The organism is Vibrio sp. 070316B, assembly GCF_013114115.1.
Taxonomy (GTDB): domain Bacteria; phylum Pseudomonadota; class Gammaproteobacteria; order Enterobacterales; family Vibrionaceae; genus Vibrio; species Vibrio chagasii_B.
Genome location: NZ_VTYC01000006.1, coordinates 25,288 through 47,994, shown reverse-complemented (window position 1 = coordinate 47,994; position 22,707 = coordinate 25,288). Strand labels below are relative to the sequence as shown.

Here is a 22,707-nt window from a genome sequence, read left to right as displayed (position 1 = left end):
TTGTGTTAAAGAAACTATTACTGAGTTTTGTTTTTGTAATAGCGACAAGCAGCCAGTTTGCACATGCAGCACTGGAGCTAGTTATTACAGACGGTATTAACTCTGCACGACCTATTGCTATCGTACCTTTCCGCTGGGAAGGTGCTGAACCACTACCACACGATGTGTCAGCGGTTATCGCTTCTGACTTACAGCGTAGTGGTAAATTCAGCCCAGTTGCGACAAGCAAAATGCCTCAAACGCCTTACAGTGAAACAGAGGTAAACTTTGACGCTTGGACAAACCTAGGTGTTGATTCACTATTAACAGGTAGCATCACGAAGAACGCCGAAGGGCAGTACGTGGTGAATTACCAACTGATCGATATTGTTCGTGGTCAGCTGACGAAAGGACAAAGCCGAGCGTTAAGCGATGAAGGTCAATTGGTGCTTTCTAAAGATCACGTGTTGTTCAACAAGAAAGCGACCGTACCAGGTAAGCGCTTAAGAGAGTACGCACACCGTATCTCTGACTTGGTTTATGAAGAGCTAACAGGTGAAAAAGGCGCGTTTCTAACACGTATCTCTTACGTTGTTGTGAATGACAAAGACAAATACCCGTACCAGCTTCGCGTAGCAGACTACGATGGTTTCAATGAGCGCCTAGTACTTCGCTCTAAGCAGCCTCTAATGTCGCCGGCATGGTCACCAGACGGTAAAAAGCTTGCGTACGTAAGCTTCCAGAACGGCCAAGCTGAAATCTTCATCATGAATATTTACACGGGTGAGCGTGAGAAGGTGACGTCATACCCACGTCATAATGGTGCGCCAAGATTCTCTCCTGACGGTAAAAAGCTAGCGCTAGTATTGTCGAAAACGGGCAGTCTTCAGGTGTACACACTTGACCTCGCAACCCGTAAACTGACTCAAATTACCCGCGGCCGTTCGAATAATACCGAACCATTCTGGCATCCAGATGGCAAGTCTCTTATTTTTACGTCTGATCGTGGTGGTAAACCTCAGATATATAATGTAAATTTGTCCAATAATTCGACTTCTCGTATTACTTGGCAAGGTAGCCAAAACTTAGGTGGCCAGATTACCCCTGACGGACGATTCCTGATAATGGTAAATCGCAGCAACTCAGGTTTTAACTTGGCTAAACAAGATTTGGAAACCGGTGCGGTTCAAGTACTAACAAAAACATTGTTAGATGAATCTCCAAGTATTGCGCCAAATGGAGGTATGGTTATCTATAGCTCTATTTACAACAAGACGAACGTACTATCGATGGTGTCTATCGATGGTCGCTTTAAAGCTAGATTACCGGCTACCAACGGACGCGTAAGAGCGCCGGCATGGTCACCGTTCCTCTAGGAAAAGTCACAGATTCTTTTAGCTATTGATAGTGTTAACTATTGTGGCATTAACTATCTATAGCACTTAGTCGGCTGTAGAAACTAAGTTTGATAACGTAAGGAAAAAACGATGCAACTTAATAAAGTTCTTAAAGGCTTGATGATTGCACTACCAGTGATGGCAGTAACGGCATGTAGCTCAACTGATGAAGCAACATCTGCAACTTCTGGTACTGAAAGCAACCAAACAACTTCTGGTTCAGAAGGCAACGTAGATACAACTGTTGTAACGCCAATTGACGCTAACGGTCAACTGTCTGAGCAAGAGCTTAAAGAGCAAGCACTACGTGAAACTCAAACAATCTACTTCGCATTCGATAACTCTACTATCGCTGGCGACTACGAAGAAATGCTAGCAGCTCACGCAGCTTACCTAGTTAAGAACGTAGACATGAAAGTAACTATCGAAGGTCACGCTGATGAGCGCGGTACTCCTGAGTACAACATCGCACTTGGCGAGCGTCGTGCACAAGCTGTAGCAAAATACCTACAAGCTCTAGGTGTTCAAGCTGACCAAATCTCTATCGTAAGCTACGGTGAAGAGAAGCCACTTCTTCTAGGTCAATCTGAAGATGTGTACGCTAAAAACCGTCGCGCAGTACTAGTTTACTAATCTTAGTAAGCTATTTAATTGAGGAATTGCCTCATGTTCAGTAACACAAAGCGAGTTATTTTGCTTTCGTTACTGGCAAGTGCAGCGAACACTGCGTTCGCTGCACCAGCTCCAGTATCCGATCTCAATAGCACCGCAACCAATTCAACTTCTTCTTCCTCTCGATCAGCATCTAACGAATCAGATATTGAGCGTTTAGAGCGCCTGCTTCAAAATCGCAATCTTGTTCAGCTTCAAATGCAACAGCAAATCGACGACATGGCACTGGAAATCAGTGAACTTCGTGGTGAGCTAGAACGCAACAGTTACGATATGAAACAAATGCTAGAGCGCCAACGTGAACTCTTTATCGAGCTTGATCGCGTAAGAGGTGAGGTGAAAGCAGCAGGTACCGCAACAGTAGCAGTAGCCGCGAGCGAAGGCTCTAAAGAAGCTTCTGGTACGTTCAGTACTGATGTCGATGAGCAGACTGCTTATCAAAATGCTGTAGACATGATTCTCAAGCAACGAGACTACACGGGTGCAATTGCTGCATTCCAGAAGTTTCAAAAAGACTTCCCAGATTCTACCTTCACACCTAATTCTCATTACTGGTTAGGTCAGCTTTATTTTGCTAAGAAGCAAGATAAAGAAGCCGTGAAGAGCTTTGCCGCTGTTGTGTCGTACAAAGACTCAAACAAGCGAGCGGACGCACTGGTTAAGCTTGGTGACATAGCAGCGCGCAACAATAATGCGCCGCAAGCTAAGAAATATTACCAACAAGTCGTTACCGAGTACCCAAATAGTGCTTCGGCTAAAGTGGCGCAAACCCACTTATAAAACCAAATGGAGGTGCTAAGGCGCCTCTTTTTTATGCCTGTTTCAATATCTAACTGTACTTGCTTACAACCAATCCTTTTTGATCCTCATCGCTGTCCTGTGTAGAATACTCGGATTCTCGGAAGAAGTTGCGTAGAGCAAGAGCAATGAGTCATATACTAGATAAAATCGATACAGTTTACCCGTTTCCGCCTAAGCCAGTTCCATTGAGCGATGCTCAGAAACAGGCCCACATCGCAAACATCAAAAAACTACTTCAAGAAAAAGATGCAGTTCTAATTGCACACTACTACACAGATCCTGAAATTCAGGCTCTGGCAGAAGAAACTGGTGGTTTCGTTGGCGATTCATTAGAAATGGCTAAATTCGGTAACCGTCACTCAGCAAGCACTTTGATCATCGCAGGTGTTCGTTTCATGGGTGAGTCTGCAAAGATCCTTACTCCTGAAAAACGCATTCTCATGCCAACGCTTGAAGCAGAATGTTCACTTGACCTTGGCTGTCCTGCTGATAAATTCACAGAATTTTGTGATGCTCATCCTGACCACACTGTCGTTGTATACGCGAACACCTCTGCGGCTGTTAAAGCTCGTGCAGATTGGGTGGTGACGTCGAGCATTGCTCTAGAAATCGTTGAAAGCCTAGACGCTGAAGACAAACCAATTATTTGGGGCCCTGACCGCCACTTAGGTTCTTATATCGCGAATCAAACCGGCGCTGACATGTTGCTTTGGCAAGGTGAGTGTATCGTTCATGATGAGTTCTCTGCTGATGCATTGAAGAAAATGAAGTCGGTATACCCTGAAGCTGCAATTCTTGTGCACCCAGAGTCTCCAGCAAGCGTTGTTGAGCTGGCTGATGCCGTTGGTTCTACTAGCCAATTAATCAAGAAAGCGAAAGAGCTGCCTCATCCACAGATGATTGTCGCGACAGACAAAGGCATTTTCTTCAAGATGCAACAACTGGTTCCTGAAAAAGAGCTGATTGAAGCACCAACGGCTGGTGCTGGTGCAACTTGTCGTAGCTGTGCACACTGCCCTTGGATGGCGATGAATGGCCTTGAAGCGATTGAAAATGCGCTTGAGAATGGCGGTGAGCAACACGAAATCTTCGTTTCTGACGAGCTACGTGTTAAATCGCTTATCCCATTGAACCGTATGCTAGATTTCGCAGAGCAGCTAAACATGCAGGTAAAAGGCAACGCTTAAGCGGCTTATTTATCTGACTAAATTAAAAACCAGCCTATAGTGCTGGTTTTTTTGTGCCCAAAGATAAGCTGATAAATATCAATCTTGTGAGCATGTATCTTTTTCTGATGATTCATCTTGTTGATATCGTGTATTTTTTCTAGCATATAAGTAAGATCGAAGGATTCGAGGCTCGAATGATAATCTGGTTACAACTCAAACGTTGGGTCAAAGCAAATATCTTTGTTTTGAATGGAAAAAACTTACTATTCACCTTCTTAGGCTACGTATTTCTGTCATGGTCGAGTTTGTATCTAGCGGGTGAAACAGCTCTAACTGGCTCGTTTACCACGTTCGCCTATTACTTAGTGGTGACCGCTTCAACAGTAGGGTACGGCGACTTATCACCTACGACAGAAGCAGGGCAATGGATCGTTATACTGTTTGTTATTCCGGGTGGACTGAGTCTTTTCGCGGCCTTACTCGGCAAGGTAGCGACAGAAGGTGTTGAATATTGGCGAGCGGGCTTGCTAGGAAAAAGGAGAGTTAGAGTGGACAACCACATTTTGATGCTTGGATGGAATGAGCAAAGAACTATTCACCTCATTCGTATGTTGCAGCACGAAGAAACGGGCAGGCGACCAATTGTGTTATGTACTCGTTCAGATATTGAGAACCCGTTACCCGGCGAAATTAATTTCGTTAAAGTAAACAGCTACACAGATGGCAAAGAGATGGAAAAGACGGGTATTGAGTCAGCCAGTTGTATTCTGATTGATAACCCAGAAGATGATATTACCTTATCTGCCGCTCTTTACTGTGCCAACCGAAATCCAGAAGCACATCTGTTGGTTTACTTTAAAGATGAAGCATTGAGTGACTTGCTACATAAACATTGCCCGAACTCCGAATGTATTCCGGCAGTAGGCGCAGAGATGCTTGCAAAAGCTGCTGTTGATCCCGGTTCCAGTGCACTGCACCAAGAACTACTCAGCTCGACACGTGGCATGACACAGTATTCGACTTATTACCCTCAAGACGCTGAGCCTGTGACCGTTGCGCCGATTTTCTCTGTGTTTAAAGAGAAGTATCAAGCGACCTTGATTGCGATAGACTCCGGAAATGGTATTGAGCTCAACCCAGAATTGGATCAAGTTGTCAGCAGTGGTACTAAGCTGTTTTATATTGCCGACGAGCGTATTGATGACTTTGATTGGAAAGGCTTTTAAGTAACAAATCTTTTTGATGTGAGCGCTCTTCTATATATTTGGACTTTTTCGTGTTACTTAGCATGCTCGAATTAAAAAAGGCCTCATCGTGAGGCCTTTTGTTGTTTAGTTAAGTGCTTTTGTTGAATACTTTTTTATTGAGCTTCAGCCAGAGCAATACCACGCTGAGTCAGGCCGCAAAGCATTACAGGAACCGCATTGAAGATCTCTTCAAACTGCTCTAAACCTTCAATGCCTTGTTCTGCAAGCGTAGCGATTGAAGTTTCTGGATCGTAAAGCATGCTAAGAGAAAGTAGAACGCCGCCTACAAGCGCGTTGTCTTCGCTATCTTCAGGCATTAGCGTTTCCCAATCATCACGGGCAATCTGCCAGCCTTGAAGTAAGCCTTCACAGAAATCACGAGCAGCAGTGTTAACCACTTCCTCTTCGTCTAATTGACAAGCTTCAGGCCAAGCCCAAGTGCCTTCGATTAATTCTGGACGAGTTTTGTTCCAAAGCGCAATGATCACTTCAATGTAGCTTTCAAGTTGCTCGCCATCAGTGAAAGGAGCAACTTCTTCGCCACCCCAAAGGAACGGTAGCCACTCATGCGGGGTTAACACATTAGGCGCTGCAGCCATTGCAGTGACAAAGCCTATGGTTTTGTGTTCTGTGATTAGCTTTCCTTCCAACTCTGGAAGCGCAAGAATATCTTGTAAAGTCAAAGTGAGGTACCGTAAAAGGGAACATATTTGCGCTTATAGTACCAATGAACTTGTGCCAATCAAGCTTCAATCTAAAAAGGCTTGATGTCGTTGATGATAAACACTAGGTTTAACAGAAAAGAAAACAATAAAAGAATTATGCAGATACGGTCGTCCTTAAAGAAAAAAAGCATGGTAGCGCTTGGGTTATACCTTGCAATGTTTATTGCTATTGTCGGTAGTGTGACGTATTACGTCGTAGAATCCCCCGTGCGCGCCAAACTGCAGCAAAACCTCGACCTACGTACGCAATTGCTGTCTTCGTTGATTACAGAGCCACTCAGCAGCTCTCAAGGCTTTGTTGATAGTTTAGTTGGCTTTGCTCAGGCGCATCGTAAAGGCGAAGATGTTATCCCGCTGTTCAAGTCGATGTTAGCCGCGAGTGACGACACAATCGTCAGTGCTGGTATTTGGCCTGAACCTTACACGCTCGATCCTGATAAGTTGCTGAACAGTTACTTCTTCAACAAAGCTGACGATGGCACCATCGACCAACTGTTTTCTTACAACAATCCTAAAAATGCCCCTTATCACGAAGAATACTGGTATACCTCAGTGGTCGATGAACCGCAGGGAACCATCTCATGGAGTGATGTCTACATCGATCCATACACGCACGTTCGAATGATCACGGCGTCTTCGCCTTATTACTACGATGGCACCTTTGCGGGTATCGCGACGGTGGACCTCTCTTTGGAAGAGTTACTGGGTTTTATTAAGAACCATGCAGAAGAGTACAATCTTGGTATTACCTTGAGAGACAAGCTAAACCAAGTCTTGGTTTCTCATAACTTTAATCTCGTTGAAGGGATCTACATTAGTAGCAATCAATTCGGTGAATTTGGCTGGCAAGTCGATGTCGTTAACTCTAAATCGCGGGTAGCAGACGAAGTGTTTCGTCAGGTGATGAGTATCGAGGGAGGTATTGTGCCCTTGTTGCTACTCTGTGTTATGGCGGGTTACTACTTACTTAACCGTTATTTAATCACTCCAATCACTAACATAGCCACTCAGGTTAACAGTTCAAAAGCCGGTGAGGTGATTGACGTTGATTATTCAAGTCATGATGAGATCGGCCACTTAATCAAAACTTTCAATGAGAAGACGGTATATCTCGAAGCAGAAAAAGTGAAAGCGCAAGCATCAACCAATGCAAAGACCGCTTTCCTTGCGACCCTGTCACACGAAATTCGTACCCCAATGAATGGTGTCTTGGGTACTGCACAAATTCTGCTGAAAACCCCGCTCAATGCTGAGCAAGAGAAGCACTTAAAGAGTCTGTATGAATCAGGCGATCACATGATGACCTTGCTGAACGAAATCTTGGACTTTTCAAAGATTGAGCAGGGTCGGTTAGACCTTGATGAGACGCGTTTCCCGCTGGATTCGATCATCGGCAGTATCAACAGTGTTTACTACACATTGTCTTCAGAGAAAGGGCTTCAATTTAAGGTCTATTCGGAAGTGCCTTCCGGTCGTTGGTACTTTTCTGACAAAGCTCGCTTGCGTCAAATCCTATTTAATCTCTTAAATAATGCGGTGAAGTTCACCTCACGCGGTTTTGTTGAGGTTTACCTTAAAGAGATGGTCGAGGGCAGCGATACTTACCTCAGCATCCGAGTTCGTGATACCGGCATCGGTATATCGAAAGAGGCGCAAAAGCGTATTTTTAAACCGTTTGAACAAGCGGAGTCTTCGACGACAAGACGTTTTGGTGGTACAGGGCTTGGCCTAGCCATTGTGAAGAAAATCACTCAACTTATGGATGGCAACATTACCGTCACCAGTGAGGAGGGGATAGGCACTAGCTTTGATGTACGTTTGAAAATTCAACCTTGTCAGCCTGGTGAAATAGAGAGCCTGCCACACAAGAAGTTAGATTATTCTGGTTTGAAGGTGCTGATCGTTGAAGACAATCGAACCAACACGGTAATCATTGAGACCTTTATGAATAGCAAGGGCTTTACTTGCAAGAGCGTTGAAAATGGTGAACTGGCGATACAGGCGCTTGTTGCTGAACGATTTGACCTCGTGTTGATGGATAACCACATGCCAGTCATGGACGGCGTAGAATCAACAACAGCCATTCGAGCGCTAATTGGTGAAGTGTCTTCAGTATTGATATTTGGTTGTACGGCTGATGTCTTTAAAGAGACTCGTGAGCGTATGCTTGGGGCTGGAGTAGATTATATTATCGCTAAGCCGATTGATGAGCGTGAACTTGATGATGCCCTGTTCCGTTACTCTAATAAGTTGTATCAATATCATGAAACCAAAAGCCAGAATGAGAAAGGGCCTTTAGTTAAGCCTTTGAGCTTAAACAGTCTCGATGCGAACCTTCATAAGAATAAGAGCCCAAGCCGCTCACTACCGAAACCTGATCTGCGTAACAAGGACAATACCGAAGAGCTACTCGTGACACTCTATGTCGCGTTAGAAGACAATAATCTAGACCTGATTCAGTCTGCGTTAGAAAGCCTACGTAAGCAGGTCGAACCTATGGACAATGCTGAGCTTTCTTTTCAAGTCGATAAAGCGTTAGAACAGGTTTCTTTGGGCGCTCCGCCGACTCAAGATGTTATCAACATAATTACCGTGAACCTTCCCATGGCATAATTGTTGTTTAATTACGGAAAGTTAATAACGAATCGCCTATATTTTGACCTTTATGTAATTTCCTGGTTGAAGTGACTGGTTTTTAAATGGTTTTTGGTTGTTAATTTACAACTTGATTTTTAATTTGAAATATATGACTACTAATCTTGTGTTTTAATAGCGACATTATCTGGTGGGGTGCGAAAGTGCCTTGTTTATATGTTGCTAAATCACTAAATAGGTAGTGATATATTTTAGGTTTAACGCTCAATGAAGTCTCGTGGTCCATTTTGTATTCGTAACGCAGCGGCGGATACATTTGCTATGGTAGTTTTCTGTTTTATCTCCGGCATGATCGTAGAAGTGTTCATCTCTGGTATGACGTTCGAGCAATCTCTTGCTTCTCGAACGCTGTCGATTCCGGTAAATATTGCCATTGCATGGCCTTATGGCGTGTTCCGTGATTGGTTCTTGCGTAATGGTGCAAAGCTTTCACAAAGCTCGTTGATGAAAAACTTGTCTGATTTGATGGCATACGTTTTATTCCAGTCTCCTGTGTATGCGGGTATTTTGTTGGCAGTGGGGGCTTCAGGCGACCAGATCGTTACGGCTGTCACCAGTAATGCCGTTATCTCGTGCGGCATGGGCGTACTTTACGGCTACTTCCTCGATATGTGTCGTAAGTGGTTTAGAGTTCCAGGCTACTGTCAGCAAGCTTAAGAAAAGCAACAAGCTCAAGAATAGCGATAGCATCAAATTTGGTTTGTTTTTGATCTAATGAGTTAATTTGTAATCGAACAAACTTAAAAAGGCACTTTTTTTGATAATGCCCCTTGACCAAAGCAAGCAGAATCAATAAAGTAGCGCCTCGTTGAGTGACGCGCTCAACACACAATTTGTGGAAGGATGGCTGAGTGGCTTAAGGCGCTCGCCTGGAAAGCGAGTATACGTTTATAGCGTATCTGGGGTTCAAATCCCCATCCTTCCACCACTATTCAAAACCCTAGCAGAAATGCTGGGGTTTTCTCGTTTTTGGGTGCCCAAATTTTTATCCCCTTCTTCTTTTCGAAACATTCCTTTCTCAAATCCTTTTTGTGTTCGTCACTCCCACTGTTTATGTTGAAGCATTTTGATCCAGATTAGCGATTGATGTCACCGATAAACGCTTGATTTATCGCTGTGGATCTACAAGATTAAGAGTAAGCAACATTATGAATAACCTTAACTCTTAGGAATCTACCGCATCATGACAGAAACCCTCGTTTCTCCAATGCTCTCCTTTACTATAGCGATCTCATTACTGTTTATTGGTAAAGGCTTAATCGAGCGCTCTGAAGTATTAAGGAAGTATTCACTACCAGAGCCAGTTATTGGTGGCTTTGTTTGTGCCGCTACCGTCGCTGCGCTTTACTATCTCTTTGAAATCCAGATCACTTTTAGCCTCGATGTCAGAGACTTTCTGCTTCTCTACTTTTTTGCTGGTATTGGGCTACAAGCGGACATCAAGACGCTGGTAAAAGGTGGGCGGCCGCTGTTTATCTTGCTCTGTTTGGCGTCGACTTTTATCGTTCTTCAAAACGCGGTGGGTATGGCTGTCGCATCGGGTTTTGGTATGGATGCGAAAGCGGGCTTGTTGTCAGGCTCAATTAGCTTGATTGGCGGTGTTGGTACAACTCTAGCTTGGGCGCCAATGTTTGTAGAAGAGTTTGGTATTTCTAACGCGCTGGAACTTGGTGTAGCGTCCAACACGGTGGGTTTGATCGCGGCGTGTGTCATTGGTGGCCCGATTGCCAACTACCTTCTCAATAAACATAAAGTGAGCCCTTCAAATGAAGAAGAGGTGACCGTTGGTGCATACCAAGAGAGTGAAACAAAAATTGAGCTTAGTCACTACGGCGTTCTGTGGGCATGGTTGATTTTAAACCTGACGCTCATGCTGGGTTACAGCTTGAGTGAAGTTATCGACTCAATGGGTCTAAAGCTGCCGTTATTCGTGAGCTGTTTAATTGCGGGGATCTTAATCGGAAACGTTGGTCGGGCTTTGTTCAAGAAGCGTCGCACACAAGAAAAAATTGCCCAAGGTCGTAAAGGGTTGGCAATGATCTCTGATATCTGTCTGGGCATGTTTTTAACCATGGCATTGATGGGGCTGCGTATCTGGGACCTTGATGGGTTGTTTGGTTACATCTCAGTGATCATGAGTATCCAGATTCTACTTTCACTGCTGTTTACTATCTTTGTGGTTTATTACTTGATGGGAAGAAACTACGACTCAGTGGTGATATGTTCTGGCTTCGGAGGCATCACTTTAGGCTCGACTGCAACAGCGATTGTAAACATGACAGCCGTGACTCACCGCTATGGTGCAAGTCCACAAGCCTTTATCGTGGTGCCATTGGTATGTGGCTTCTTCGTCGATTTGATCAACGCGCTAGTGATCAGTTTCTTTGTTGGGATGTAGTATTTCTCCCGTCTGTCTTGCTGAATAAAATAAGCCTAGCGTTGAAGCTAGGCTTTTTTCTATCTATGTTTTTCATCTTTATTGGTGTGCTTCGTCTTCGACCAAATGTATGTTCAATTCCGATGGCAGCTGAGTGTTGTTGGTGTAGATGCGGTCAAAATCATTCAGTGACGCTACCTTTAGAGCAGCAAAGCGGCCCCATTTACTGGCATCCGCGACAAGCCAGCTTTCGCGGCTGTTTTTTATGATTGACTTGGATAGGTCAGCCTCAACTTGCTCATGCTCCATAGCGAAATGACTGTCTGTTACTGAGCCACACCCACAGATGCCGATGTCTGCTTCAAAGTCGGAAAAGAAGTGGACCACGCTACTTCCCACCATGTCTTGATGCTCTCGTCGGAACAAGCCACCCGCCAAATACACTTCAATCTGCTCATTTGCCTCAAGGATGCGAGCCACCTGAAGGTTATTAGTGATCACTCTTAGCGCTGGCTTTGCCAATAAGTACTGTGCGATTCGAGTGACGGTGGTACCAATGCCCATCATAACCGTTGAGCCTTCAGGTATCGCATCGGCAACTGCGATAGCAATACTGTCTTTTGTTTCTGACTCAACGCCAGCGCGGAATCGATAACTCGTGTTCGTGAGCGTAGTAGGTAGGCTCACGCCTCCGTGCACTCTACGCGCTAGACCTTGCTCACACAGGTGGTTTACGTCACGGCGAATGGTTTGAGTAGTGACAGAAAACAACTCGGCTAAGTGGTCAATCTGAATATCTTGGTTTGCTTTAAGCGTTGCGAGTATTTCTTTCTGGCGATGGTTCAGTTCCATAGAAGCCCACTAAAATTGGTTTGGTACGTCAGTGATGATGTTATCGACACCTAGGTTGAAATATTTAGCCGCCAATTTTGGATCGTTCAGAGTCCATATTTTAAGAACTGCGCCTGAAGCTTTGATCGCTTTGGCCGTTTTCTCGTCAAGAATTCGGTGGTCGATATGAATGCTGTAAAGGTCGAGTGATTTAAGTGACTCGAGGCTGAAATCGTTCCACACTTCGCAGATAAAACCACGTTTAACCTCTGGCTTCATCTCTTGGCAAAGACTTAGCGCCTCTTTTTTGAAGCTTGAGATGAGCAGTTTTTCAATAGGGAACTGCTTTTGCTCAATCAGTGCGATCACTGTTTCAACTAGAGGCTGAATAGCCTTATCGTCATAAATTTTGATCTCAAGGTTCAGAGTTACGTCAAGTTCTAGACACTTGTCGAACGCTTCACTCAAAGTAGGAATCGTTGTCCCCGCGAATTCGCTACCAAACCAACTACCAGCATCTAAGGTCTTGAGTGTAGTTAAGTCTAAATCGGCGATATTGCCCGTTCCGTTAGTACAACGATTGATTGTCTTGTCATGAAAAACCATAGGGATGCCATCAGCGCTCAACTGGGTATCAATTTCAATCCATTTAGCACCAGCTTTCGCTGCGTGTTCAATACTCACTAACGTATTTTCAGGTGCTAAAGAAGCGGCACCGCGGTGGCCTGTGATCATAATTCAATCTCGATGTTCATTTGAAAACTCAGGAAACAGTAGCTCTACTTTATTACAGATTTATTAACTCTCCACCATATTGCGCTGTTTTAAATGAGAACTAGTTAAAAAGAGTTGGATAGAGTTTGTACAATAGTGAGACCTTATACTCACTATGTTCAAATCACTAAGATAAATGTTCATATGAATGTAATAATTCACTCACATACTCTACGAAAACTTAATAACACCCTCTATATTTAGAAAACGATAGCCACATAAAGGTGATTAAAAATGAAAAAGCTATTAGGTACAGTAATTATGGCGGCAACGCTGCTTGTTGGTTGTGGTGAAGCTGACAAGGCTGGTTCTGAAGCTAAAGACGAGCCGATCAATATCAACATGAGCCTTGTGTTCACTCAAAATGAGCTGCTTACACAAGAGCTAATTAAAGCGACCGACAAAATTCGAGAAAGAACCGATGGCTCGGTAAACATTAAGGTCTTCCCTGGGGGCCAATTACCTGTTTACAAAGATAACTTGGAACAAGTGGTTAACGGTGCAAACTGGATTGCGGTAGAGGATTTGACTTATCTAGGTGATTACGTGCCTGACTTCGCGGCACTGGCAGGTCCAATGCTATACAACACCTACGATGAATACTTAGCGATGATGGACACTGATTTCGTCACTGGCCTTAAAGCTAAAGCGGAAGAGAAGGGCATCAAAGTATTGAACGCAGACTACATGTTTGGCTTCCGCCACATGATCACCAATAAAGACATCGTTAACTCGGATGACATGAAAGGCATGCGTATTCGTGTTCCACAAAGTCAGCTTTTCATTAGCACACTTTCAGCAATGGGCGCAGCTCCAGCTTCTCTTCCATTCCCTGAGACCTATGCAGGTGTTCAACAAGGCGTTGTTGACGGTCTTGAAGGTTCTATCCTGACAATGTACTCAACCAAGATCTACGAAGTGGCTAAGAACATGTCTTTGACTAAGCACTTCCTTGGCACTGTGGGTATCTACATTTCACCAACGCTTTGGGACAAATTTACGCCAGAGCAACAACAGATCATCAACGAAGAGCTAGAGGCTGGTGCTGAATCTAACACTGCTGAGCTAGTTAAACTGGATGTTGAATATACTCAGAAACTTGAAGAGTTAGGTGTTACTTTCAATGAAGTGAATTCTGAAGAGTTCAACCAGTTGACGGCAGATGTGTACAACCAGTTCCCAAGCTGGAGTGAAGGCATACACGCGACGATCATGAAAGAGCTAGAAACGATCCGAGCTGCACAGTAGTTCTGCATAAATTAATTAGTTAATGATTACGGCCTAAATATTCTTAGGCCGTTTTATTCCTGAAATACCCACGTTGTATTAGGTATTTCGCTGGAGAAGTCTTTTGTTTTTATTGAAAAATATTGAAGAAATCCTCGCTTCTATCGCTATTTCGATCACCGTTTTGGTTGTTATCGTTAACGTCGTCTTGCGTTATGGGTTTGGCTTTGTTGTCCCGTGGAGTGAAGAGCTGTCGGTTATTTGCTTCATTTGGGCTGTCTACTTAGGGATTAGCTCCTGTTACAAACACAAGCTTCACATGGGTGTGGATGTGGTGGTTGCCATGTTGCCAGAAAAAGCAAAAATCCCATTTAGATTGTGTGTTTCCGTTTTCCTACTGGCTCTGAACATTTTAATGGCAGTTCTGAGTTATCAATATCTCATGCTATCTAACAAGGTAACGCCGGTCATGGGCGTATCATATTTTGTTATCAATGGCGTGTTGTTGCTTTGTTTCTCATTGATGGCGATCCACACCGTTCGATTTATCGCGAACGATGTCGCTTCTCTAAAGTGCTCTTCTAAGTAGGTACGATTCATGGAAAGCTATCTTCCAATCCTTATTCTGTTTGTTCTGTTTCTTTTGAACATCCCCATCGCGTTTTCTTTGATTGCATCGGCGATGGTTTACTTTCTTTTTATCAATGACTCTATTCCGGTGAGCTTGGTGATGCAGCGCTTTATTAGTTCTGCTGAGTCTTTTCCGTTGTTGGCCATTCCGTTCTTTATCATGGTGGGTTCGGTGATGAACTATGCGGGGATCAGTAAGAGCTTACTCGCCTTTGCCGATTCAATGATTGGTCATAAAACCGGTGGTCTTGCTCAAGTGAATGTGGCATTGAGTACTCTTATGGGGGGTATTTCTGGATCTGCAAACGCGGATGCGGCGATGCAGTCGAAGATTCTCGCTCCCGAGATGACTAAGCGTGGTTATGACTTGCCATTCACCGCCGCTGTAACCGCTGCGTCATCAAGTATCAGCCCTGTGATTCCACCGGGTATTAACCTAATCATTTTTGCTTTATTAGCGAACGTTTCGGTCCATCAAATGTTTATAGCGGGTTACGTTCCCGCATTTTTGATGGCGCTGTCGCTGATGGTGACGATCGCGTTCATCGCGCGTAAACGCCGTTACAAACCGTCACGCTCTGAGCCAGCTTCTGCCAAAGAGCGTTTTCACTACTTCTTGAAAGCGATTCCGGCACTGTTGATCCCATTTGGCATTATTTTAGGCATGCGTTTTGGCTTGTTCACGCCTACTGAAGCGGGCGCGATCGCAGTATTACTTTGCGCGATTATTGGCATCTTCGTTTATCGTCAACTGGGTTTGCGCCATATCCCACTGATCATGCGTGAAACAGTGCAGGGCACCAGTAGTGTTATGTTCATCATTATCGGTGCCATGGTGTTTGGGTATTACATGACGCTAGAGCAGATCCCACACAATGTTGCTTCGGCTTTGATTGAGCTTACCGACAATAAGTTAGTCTTGCTGTTGTTGATTAACGTGCTGCTGTTAGTAGTCGGCATGTTCATCGAAGGTGGCGCTGCAATGATCATACTCACGCCATTGTTGCTGCCTGCTGTGCTTAACCTAGGCGTTAACCCGGTTCACTTCGGTATTATCGTGATTGTGAATATCATGATTGGTGGTGTGACTCCGCCATTTGGCTCGATGATGTTTACGGTTTGCTCGATTTTAAAAGTTCGTATGGTCGACTTCGTAAGAGAAGTGGCTCCGTTGTTGCTAGCACTACTCACGGTTCTGATGTTGCTGACTTTCTCTGAAAGCTTAGTGATGTTTTTGCCGAATTTGCTTTAACACTGTTTAGTGATTGATTATTTAGAGGTGTAGAAATGAATTCGGTATCGAATGAATTGAACCAAAATTGGAAAAAGATAGATTGGGTGTTAACCGATGTGGATGACACCTTAACGTGGCAAGGTCAATTGCCGCCTGAAACCTTGATCGCTTTAAGTAAGCTCCGAGATTCGGGCAAGAAAGTGGTTGCGGTAACGGGGGCTTGTGCAGGTTGGTGTGATCATATTGCTCAGCTGTGGCCTGTTGATGCGGTTCTCGGCGAGAATGGCGCTTTCATTATGGAAAAGAAAAACGGTTATCTGACATTGCGCTCAGATATTCCTTTGCCAGAAGTCAGTGCTAATCAGAGCAAACTGAAACAACAAGTCTTAGCTATTTTGAGTGATTATCCAGAGCTCAGTTTAACGCTCGATCAGTCGTACCGCTTATGTGAAGTTGCGATAGACATAGGTCAGAACCGTCCCAAAGTCGACGATGCGATTATTGAAGAGATAGTCTCTAAGATTCATGCGCTAGGTGCACATGCTACAGCAAGCTCTATTCACATTAATGCTTGGTATGGTGAGCACTCTAAGAAAGCAACATCGACCGCTTTTCTCAAAGAGAAGGGGCTGTCTGACCAAGAAATAGTTGAGCGTAGTTGCTATGTCGGTGACTCGATGAACGATCAATACATGTTTGAAATTTTGCCGAACAGTGTCGGTGTCGCCAATATTCAGTATTACTGGGAACGACTAGAGCATCACCCATCAGTGGTGATGAGCAAACCCGGCGGATACGGTTTCTCAGAGTTTGTCGATAAGCTACTTGCTTTAAAATAGCGACTGGTTATCGGCTTAAAACAGCCGATAGTGAACATCAAACACAGCTCTTTTCTTCGTTGGATTCAGCTGTGTTTTTGTTTTATTAGAGGCGAATAAATACTTCTCCTATATGGCATCTAACGCTCTTCAAGCGCTTGTGTTGGTGACTCAGCCCACAACTTGCAAACTTGTTCTGTCGGTATCTCAATTCCTAGATGGGCAAATGAGAGATTTATGAGAGGCTTGCTTTGTGCCAGTCGAATCACAAGGAAGTTGCATGCATCACTTTAATCTCCGTGCGCTTGAGTATCTGAATGCGTTATCAAAATATGGGTCGCTACGTAAGGCATCTAAGATGATGAACGTTGACCCTGCAGCAATGAGTAGGATGCTGACACAGCTCGAAGCACAAGCAGAAATGAAGGTGTGGGAACGCAATAATCGTCAATCACTGCTGACTGAGGCGGGCAACGAATTATTGAACTATTACCGCTCCATCGTTCGCAGTGAAACGGCGGTGCTGGCTCGCCTAACTAAGCTGAAAAACCTTAAAGGAGGCAATGTCAGCATCGCGATTGGGGAAGGGTTTATCACAAATTTGGTTTCTAAACCTATGCAGACTTTCATGGCTCGTTACCCTGATATCAATTTATCGATTGAAATTGCGGGCGCGTTGGATGCCGTAAAAATGTTGGAAGATCAACAGATTGACTTCGCGATTACCTATGCGTCTGCACCTCACCCTAAACTGCATTCACATGTCGAGCGTAGCCACCCTCTAGAGCTTATCGCTCCAAAAGGGCATGTACTAACGACCCAACCAGCACCAGTGACATTGCAAGATATTAGAGAGGCTTCTATTGCTTTGATCGACAACTCGACAGGTATGGGGAGGTTAGTAAAGCAGGCTGAACAAAACTCTCATCTCACCTTGCAACCTAAGCTTCAAACTAACTCGGTTACCGCACTCACTAACTTTGTTTCGGCAGGCCTAGGTGTAACCTTTATGCCTAAGCTCACCGTGCTTGATGAGATCAAATCGGGACAAATTGAAGTGGTTGCGACTGAGTTAGGCACCTTCTCTAAAGCGACGGTGAAAGTTCAATCTCTTAAAGGCCGAGCACTGTCATTGCAAGCCGAAACCTTTTTAGACTTTCTCATCGAGAACGCCGCATTCTTAAGTCATGATGCTCATAATATCTAGGTCGAGGTACGCTGGTGCACATTTAGGTTAAGCAATTCGATAACTGGTAGGTATTAAAAAGCCAGTGATTGATTCACTGGCTTGTATCTTAATCGTCCTATTTTTTGTAATGATAGAGCCCGGTTAACCACTACTTATTTGGATATTCAATCCAACTAGATCCATCTAATGTTACGTAATATTTGCCATCGACTTCAATTACTGTTGAGCCAGAATTTTGGGCGACGAGGCGTGTTTCTGGCAAGTTTTGAGTTAGTTTCTTTGGACTGAACTGTGTATCACTGTAGATATCTTCCTCTAGAATATTGGATACTAATTGCGAGAGTGCTAGGTAGCTTGAAGGAGCTGTGACATGTATTGTCTCTCCGTCACGTTTGATATTTTCCCCGAAAAGCTTAATGCCTACTGGAGTATGCACGATACCAGGGGCTGGTATTTCTCTCATACCTTGTATTTGCATTCTATCGCCACGCATACCTGCTCCGTGTTCAGGTACTAGAGCAACAACAATATTACGTTTTGATGCTTCAAGCTGTTTGAAAAAATCATAAAGATCGTCAAGCAGGTTTTTCAAACGCTTTTTATAACTGATCATTGACGTACTGGACTTAGAATTTATGATTCGATTGCCATCATGTAGTGAGATCGAGTTATACAACGCTACGACTTTTTCATCACTGCTGTTTAGCCTTTGTTGTAGCCAGTTATCTAGGACTTGTTTGTCTCGGAATATTGAAGAGCCGTCAAATGACTTTTGGTAAGGCTTAAAGCCATCCTGAGGCATGAGTTCTGCTGCTATGTCACCATCCTTTTTAATTAGTTCAAGGAAGCTGTCAAAGACACCGTTATGGTTCATTAATAGGTTTTCTTCGAAGCCTAGGTTTTTGAGATTATCAAACAAGTAACATTGGTTTGAAGGTGCTGATGCGAACAGCTGGCTGTGTTCTTGTTGACCACAACTCGCTCTTAATAGACGAATAACAGCAGGGCCACTGTATGATGTGCCGGCACTAAAGTTGTCGAACATGATGTCGAATTCTTTAAACAGCGGGTGATCTGCTAACCCTGCAATCTCGATGTCGTCCCACGCGACTGAGCAAATACTTAAAAATAGTAGGTCAAAGGGGGCTGATGCTTGGCTGCTTTTACTAAAATCGACAGAACGAGACGCTTCATTCTCGAAAAAATTTGTAGTCATTTTATTCAGGGATTGGTCATTTATTTCAGTTATTTGTGGTTGCGACGGCGTTGGCAGGGTTGACTCATTTTTTTGTGTTAAGTCATTGCTAACAACCTGAACTGAAGGTTCAGGACTGTCTGGTAGGCTGACATAAAGCATCGCGATAACGACAAAGACCGAGATACGTAGAAATCTACTTAGGATGTAGTAACCTGCACATAGCGTAAATAAGCCTAGCAGTGCTTCAACTGAAACAAACCGCCCTATCAGCTCAATAAGATATCCAATCTCAAACTGTGCGAGTTGTCCTACTTGCGCCCAAAGCCTATCCAGCGGCGGAAGGTAAGAGTCATAATGCAGTAACCAAGCAGCTATCACAACCGCGATAAGATGGCGAGCTACATTGATTGGTTTTAGTGTCACGGGAAGTAATATAAATAGTAATAAAGCGAAGTTTTCAATTGGGTGGAAGTCAATCGTCCCTTGAACGAAAAGAGCCACTTTTGCGATAAAATAGATGTTCCACCAACCCAAACTTAGGTTTGAAAGAATGGAATCCTTAAGATGTGGTTTCATTATTTTAGCTTCTTATTTTTAGTGATAGTGGCATCTTGTTCGAAATACCGTGAACGTGTGAAGTGACGTTGATAAACACGTATACTAAATTCCACAGCATCACGAAGAAAGTAACCGAGTAGCCCCCCAATTAAGGCGCTGATAGTTGCCGTGAGTAGAAAGTCATTAATGTTCATATGGTTCCCTTTGAGGCGATAACTTTTTTTATTGCAAATAGGGGGGTGACGTCTGTTACGGGGTGAGTAGCCTCTGAAAAAATCTTTTCTTCTGTCGTTAATTGTGACACTTCAGATGAGATTGTGGCCTGATCTTTTATGATGTATTGCAATTCTGCTTCGATATCATGTTGAGTGTCATAAGTTTGAACCGTATAAAACAGATCGCGAATAGGAAACTCGAAAACGTTACTCAGTGCAACGTTGATGTCGTTGTGGCGGATCGCACTAAAAAGGATATAAAGAGCATTATTACATGCAGTGACAACATCGCCATCCCTACGGATATGGCAGAGACGTAGGCACTCTTCAGCCGTCATTCCAGGTAACAAACTAAGCTTGATTAGCGCAAACCTAACATTGGAGCGTGATGACATAGCAATCAACTCACCACAATAGTCTTTAAACTCAGTGTTTAGCATATAACCTTTATTTCCGAACTTTAGGTCATACTTGAGGAGAGACTCGATATTCTTCGGTAATGGGCGAGTGGATAACTGGCCTTGTATTGCCTCGACTTGTGTCATAAAGCGCATGTGAGGAAGTTGAACAGGACAGATCAAATTAACTCCTGCGCGAAGTAGAAACTTTTCGTCTGTGTATCTTAGGCACTGCTCAGTCTCGCGAATAACTATTTTTAATTGGTTCCCCGCTTTAGCACGTAACCTAAAGCAGTCAATAGCTAACTGCCTAACTTCTTTCTGATTGTTGCAACTAAAGATAACGGTTGAAGCTCTTGGACTATCGAGCATCTTTAGTAGCGTTTGGTTGTCATTCGCTACATGTACGCTTTTGGGAACCTTAACGCCCTCACCCAAAACTTCTTTGCTCACATAGATTCGATCGTTGTCCGCTTTATCTTCGATTATGTCTAGCGAGCTTAGGTTCTGGTTTAAGGTAGCCTCTAATTGACCGTTACTTGAACTCGTAAGAATAAATTCACTATCAGACTTAACACCATGTTTATTGCACCAAAAATCAACAAGGTAGTTATAACTAGACTCATCGATTGGAGTCATAGTTGCAAGCCCTGCGATGTAGCGGTTATTAGTGAGCAATTTTGGTTTTAATATTGACGTTGCAAGGTTGCCGTAAATACATAAATTGATGGATAAGTGCTTTTTATGAGCAATACTTTGTATATTGTATAGAAATTTATCAATTTCTTTGTCATCACAGTGAGCGAGCAAGCTGTCATGAATAAATAAAATATAAGTAGAATGGCTTTTTATATTGATATTGTGAATATCAAGTGACAGTGAAATTGGATTGATTGTTTTTTTCGACTGATGGCTATTAACAAAATACATTTTTTCTAATGATTTTTTTGCTAAGTGATTGATTTTTGATATTGCTTCTTCAGTGAGCCCTGTCAAAAAAGTTTCTTTGTCAGTAAATATTGTAAGTGAAGTGTTATCTTTGTTTTTTAATAAGTTGAATAAGGAATCGATTGCTAGTCTTTTGTGTGTGAATAAATTGACGTATACAGATTCATATTCTCTTTCACTGGTCGTTGCCGGTAGTCCATGAATCGAGTGCATAAAATTCCTTAGTTTCATGTGGTTAAGTTTTTTGATAGCTAGCATATAACACAGAGCATTATGCGTTGAAGCTTTAGAACTGAGTTGTGACAATAAAATGACGCGGATATCTTAATCAAGTTTGATCGAAAATTAAAATAGATATATTATAATTTTTCAGATGACTATGTGTTATACGATAAATCATAGTCAGTTTAAATAAATGTTTCCATGTCATTGATTTTAAATATAGATGTTTCGTAAGTAGTTACAACTTGTCTTTATGTTGCTAATTCCTTATTACCTAAGAAGACACCATTTATTGAACGAAAGTAGTGTGAGTCAAGATTTCATTGCTCATATGTACATCCTATTCATGTTCTGCGCATAGGTTCGTGCGTTAAATAGTTATCAGCGTAATGTATACAGGTTAAAGGAATTGACAGGAACGTCTTTGCCTCTGTGTTTTTGTGCTTTTATTTTGGAAAGATCTAGTGGCTGAACCAGCAAAAGACATTAATTCGATCTACGCTTCATATAATCTAACTCAACATCAGTACATTGAAATGACAGAGAATGAGTCTTATACACAAGCTAAAAGTAAGTGGTTAATATTTCAATCAAAGCAAGTACGCACTACTGATAAATTGGTCGGTAAGAGACAGGCAGGTATAGAAACGGAAGCGATATGAAGCGCCTTCTTTTTGCTAGCTTACGTGGTGGTTGTGGATCTACGACCATCACAGCAAACCTTTCGCAGGCTTTAGTGAAAATCAATAAGCAGGTATTAGCGATAGACGCTTCACCTGAGAACCTTTTAGGGCTCCATTTAGGTCTTCCATATGAAGAGAATGACGGGTGGGCAGTAAGAACGCTGAATCGACTAAACTTGTTTGACGCGGGCTATCAGAGCCCACAAGGTGCTATGTTTCTTCCCTTCGGGAAGTTATCTTTCGACCAGCACTTTGAATTTGAAAAAAACAAAGAGCAACACCTTAACTCGTTAGTAGAAACGACTTTAAATACCCGCGAAGATAAGGGCGAACAGTGGCAATTATTTCATGCAGCGCTATCAGACCTAAACAATCTAGCGGTCCACGGCACTATTGATGCAATAGACATGGTATTTATTGCCGTTACGGCCGATGCCGTTAGCTACAGCGCGCTTCAGTCATGGATTCAAAGCTGTCCTTTCTTCGATGAGTTATTAGAGAGGAATAAACTACGACTTGTCATCAACCATTATCAACCAGAAACCGAAGTTGGTCGTGACTTCATGCTTGTATTGAAGAAAGAATTTGGTTCGATACTAGTGCCAGTATTACTCCACCGTGATACCGCTCTGTTAGATTGTGTTGCTAACCTTACTACGGTTCAGCACTTTTCTCCGTTTAGTCAAGCTGCTAAGGACTTTCAATCCTTGGCTTTTTGGTGTGTTTCAACGTTTTCATCTCATTATTCTCAAGGCTAACT

19 protein-coding genes and 1 tRNA gene are annotated in these 22,707 nt (G+C 43.3%); 15 read left to right on the top strand and 5 right to left on the bottom strand.

Annotation, left to right across the window (positions count from 1 at the left end; translation table 11 throughout):
- Positions 1-2 precede the first annotated feature (2 nt).
- The 5 genes from tolB (at position 3) to F0251_RS07230 (ending at position 5,244) form a co-directional block, all read left to right on the top strand.
- On the top strand, positions 3-1,355 hold the full coding sequence (tolB, locus tag F0251_RS07250) for a Tol-Pal system beta propeller repeat protein TolB (protein ID WP_061032859.1): 1,353 nt from the start codon (positions 3-5) through the stop codon (positions 1,353-1,355).
- A gap of 111 nt (positions 1,356-1,466) precedes the next feature.
- Positions 1,467-2,009, top strand: coding sequence for a peptidoglycan-associated lipoprotein Pal (pal, locus tag F0251_RS07245; protein ID WP_004741083.1), 543 nt, complete (start codon positions 1,467-1,469; stop codon positions 2,007-2,009).
- A 33-nt stretch (positions 2,010-2,042) separates the two neighbouring features.
- Complete coding sequence (ybgF, locus tag F0251_RS07240; protein ID WP_008219921.1) at positions 2,043-2,828, top strand: tol-pal system protein YbgF; 786 nt, start codon at positions 2,043-2,045, stop codon at positions 2,826-2,828.
- 146 nt (positions 2,829-2,974) lie between these two features.
- Entirely contained in the window at positions 2,975-4,036 is a 1,062-nt protein-coding gene (nadA, locus tag F0251_RS07235) for a quinolinate synthase NadA (RefSeq protein WP_171730689.1), read from the top strand.
- Positions 4,037-4,212: 176 nt separating this feature from the next.
- Positions 4,213-5,244: a potassium channel family protein gene (locus F0251_RS07230; protein ID WP_008219919.1), complete on the top strand. Its 1,032-nt coding sequence runs from the start codon at positions 4,213-4,215 to the stop codon at positions 5,242-5,244.
- A 134-nt stretch (positions 5,245-5,378) separates the two neighbouring features.
- Here the strand turns inward: F0251_RS07230 and F0251_RS07225 are convergent, their stop codons facing one another.
- Positions 5,379-5,948, bottom strand: coding sequence for a UPF0149 family protein (locus tag F0251_RS07225; RefSeq protein WP_171730688.1), 570 nt, complete (start codon positions 5,946-5,948; stop codon positions 5,379-5,381).
- 171 nt (positions 5,949-6,119) lie between these two features.
- Between F0251_RS07225 and F0251_RS07220 the strand changes: the two genes are divergently transcribed.
- The 4 genes from F0251_RS07220 to gltS all read left to right on the top strand — a co-directional run bounded on the left by F0251_RS07220 (position 6,120) and on the right by gltS (position 11,043).
- Positions 6,120-8,603: a hybrid sensor histidine kinase/response regulator gene (locus tag F0251_RS07220; protein ID WP_171730687.1), complete on the top strand. Its 2,484-nt coding sequence runs from the start codon at positions 6,120-6,122 to the stop codon at positions 8,601-8,603.
- A 249-nt stretch (positions 8,604-8,852) separates the two neighbouring features.
- Positions 8,853-9,302 carry an L-alanine exporter AlaE gene (locus F0251_RS07215; protein WP_050651514.1) on the top strand — a complete coding sequence of 150 codons (450 nt, stop codon included), beginning with the start codon at positions 8,853-8,855 and terminating at the stop codon, positions 9,300-9,302.
- Positions 9,303-9,482: 180 nt separating this feature from the next.
- Positions 9,483-9,573 (top strand) — tRNA-Ser (locus F0251_RS07210).
- 255 nt (positions 9,574-9,828) lie between these two features.
- Positions 9,829-11,043, top strand: coding sequence for a sodium/glutamate symporter (gene gltS / locus F0251_RS07205; protein ID WP_171730686.1), 1,215 nt, complete (start codon positions 9,829-9,831; stop codon positions 11,041-11,043).
- A gap of 78 nt (positions 11,044-11,121) precedes the next feature.
- Here the strand turns inward: gltS and F0251_RS07200 are convergent, their stop codons facing one another.
- Positions 11,122-11,874 carry a DeoR/GlpR family DNA-binding transcription regulator gene (locus tag F0251_RS07200; RefSeq protein ID WP_171730685.1) on the bottom strand — a complete coding sequence of 251 codons (753 nt, stop codon included), beginning with the start codon at positions 11,872-11,874 and terminating at the stop codon, positions 11,122-11,124.
- Positions 11,875-11,883: 9 nt separating this feature from the next.
- A complete protein-coding gene (locus F0251_RS07195) occupies positions 11,884-12,588 on the bottom strand; it encodes a glycerophosphodiester phosphodiesterase family protein (protein ID WP_171730684.1) in 705 nt (234 codons plus the stop codon).
- 273 nt (positions 12,589-12,861) lie between these two features.
- On the opposite strand from F0251_RS07195, the gene F0251_RS07190 reads away from it, so the two are divergent.
- The 5 genes from F0251_RS07190 to F0251_RS07170 all read left to right on the top strand — a co-directional run bounded on the left by F0251_RS07190 (position 12,862) and on the right by F0251_RS07170 (position 17,743).
- The gene (locus tag F0251_RS07190; protein WP_171730683.1) at positions 12,862-13,875 is read left to right on the top strand and encodes a C4-dicarboxylate TRAP transporter substrate-binding protein; all 1,014 of its coding nucleotides are present in this window, start codon (positions 12,862-12,864) and stop codon (positions 13,873-13,875) included.
- Positions 13,876-13,978: 103 nt separating this feature from the next.
- On the top strand, positions 13,979-14,443 hold the full coding sequence (locus tag F0251_RS07185; RefSeq protein ID WP_050653984.1) for a TRAP transporter small permease: 465 nt from the start codon (positions 13,979-13,981) through the stop codon (positions 14,441-14,443).
- Positions 14,444-14,452: 9 nt separating this feature from the next.
- Positions 14,453-15,736 (top strand): TRAP transporter large permease, encoded by a 1,284-nt coding sequence (locus tag F0251_RS07180; protein ID WP_004741611.1) that lies wholly within the window; start codon positions 14,453-14,455, stop codon positions 15,734-15,736.
- 35 nt (positions 15,737-15,771) lie between these two features.
- Positions 15,772-16,557, top strand: coding sequence for an HAD-IIB family hydrolase (locus F0251_RS07175; RefSeq protein ID WP_171730682.1), 786 nt, complete (start codon positions 15,772-15,774; stop codon positions 16,555-16,557).
- Positions 16,558-16,816: 259 nt separating this feature from the next.
- A complete protein-coding gene (locus tag F0251_RS07170) occupies positions 16,817-17,743 on the top strand; it encodes a LysR family transcriptional regulator (protein WP_171730681.1) in 927 nt (308 codons plus the stop codon).
- A gap of 130 nt (positions 17,744-17,873) precedes the next feature.
- On the opposite strand, the gene bcsG is transcribed toward F0251_RS07170, so the two are convergent.
- Together bcsG and bcsE are read right to left on the bottom strand one after the other, a co-directional pair.
- Positions 17,874-19,499: a cellulose biosynthesis protein BcsG gene (bcsG, locus tag F0251_RS07165; RefSeq protein ID WP_171730680.1), complete on the bottom strand. Its 1,626-nt coding sequence runs from the start codon at positions 19,497-19,499 to the stop codon at positions 17,874-17,876.
- 172 nt (positions 19,500-19,671) lie between these two features.
- On the bottom strand, positions 19,672-21,255 hold the full coding sequence (gene bcsE, locus F0251_RS07160; RefSeq protein ID WP_116871855.1) for a cellulose biosynthesis protein BcsE: 1,584 nt from the start codon (positions 21,253-21,255) through the stop codon (positions 19,672-19,674).
- 667 nt (positions 21,256-21,922) lie between these two features.
- On the opposite strand from bcsE, the gene bcsQ reads away from it, so the two are divergent.
- Positions 21,923-22,705, top strand: a complete 783-nt coding sequence (bcsQ, locus tag F0251_RS07155; RefSeq protein WP_081090338.1) for a cellulose biosynthesis protein BcsQ — start codon at positions 21,923-21,925, stop codon at positions 22,703-22,705.
- Positions 22,706-22,707: the final 2 nt, after the last annotated feature.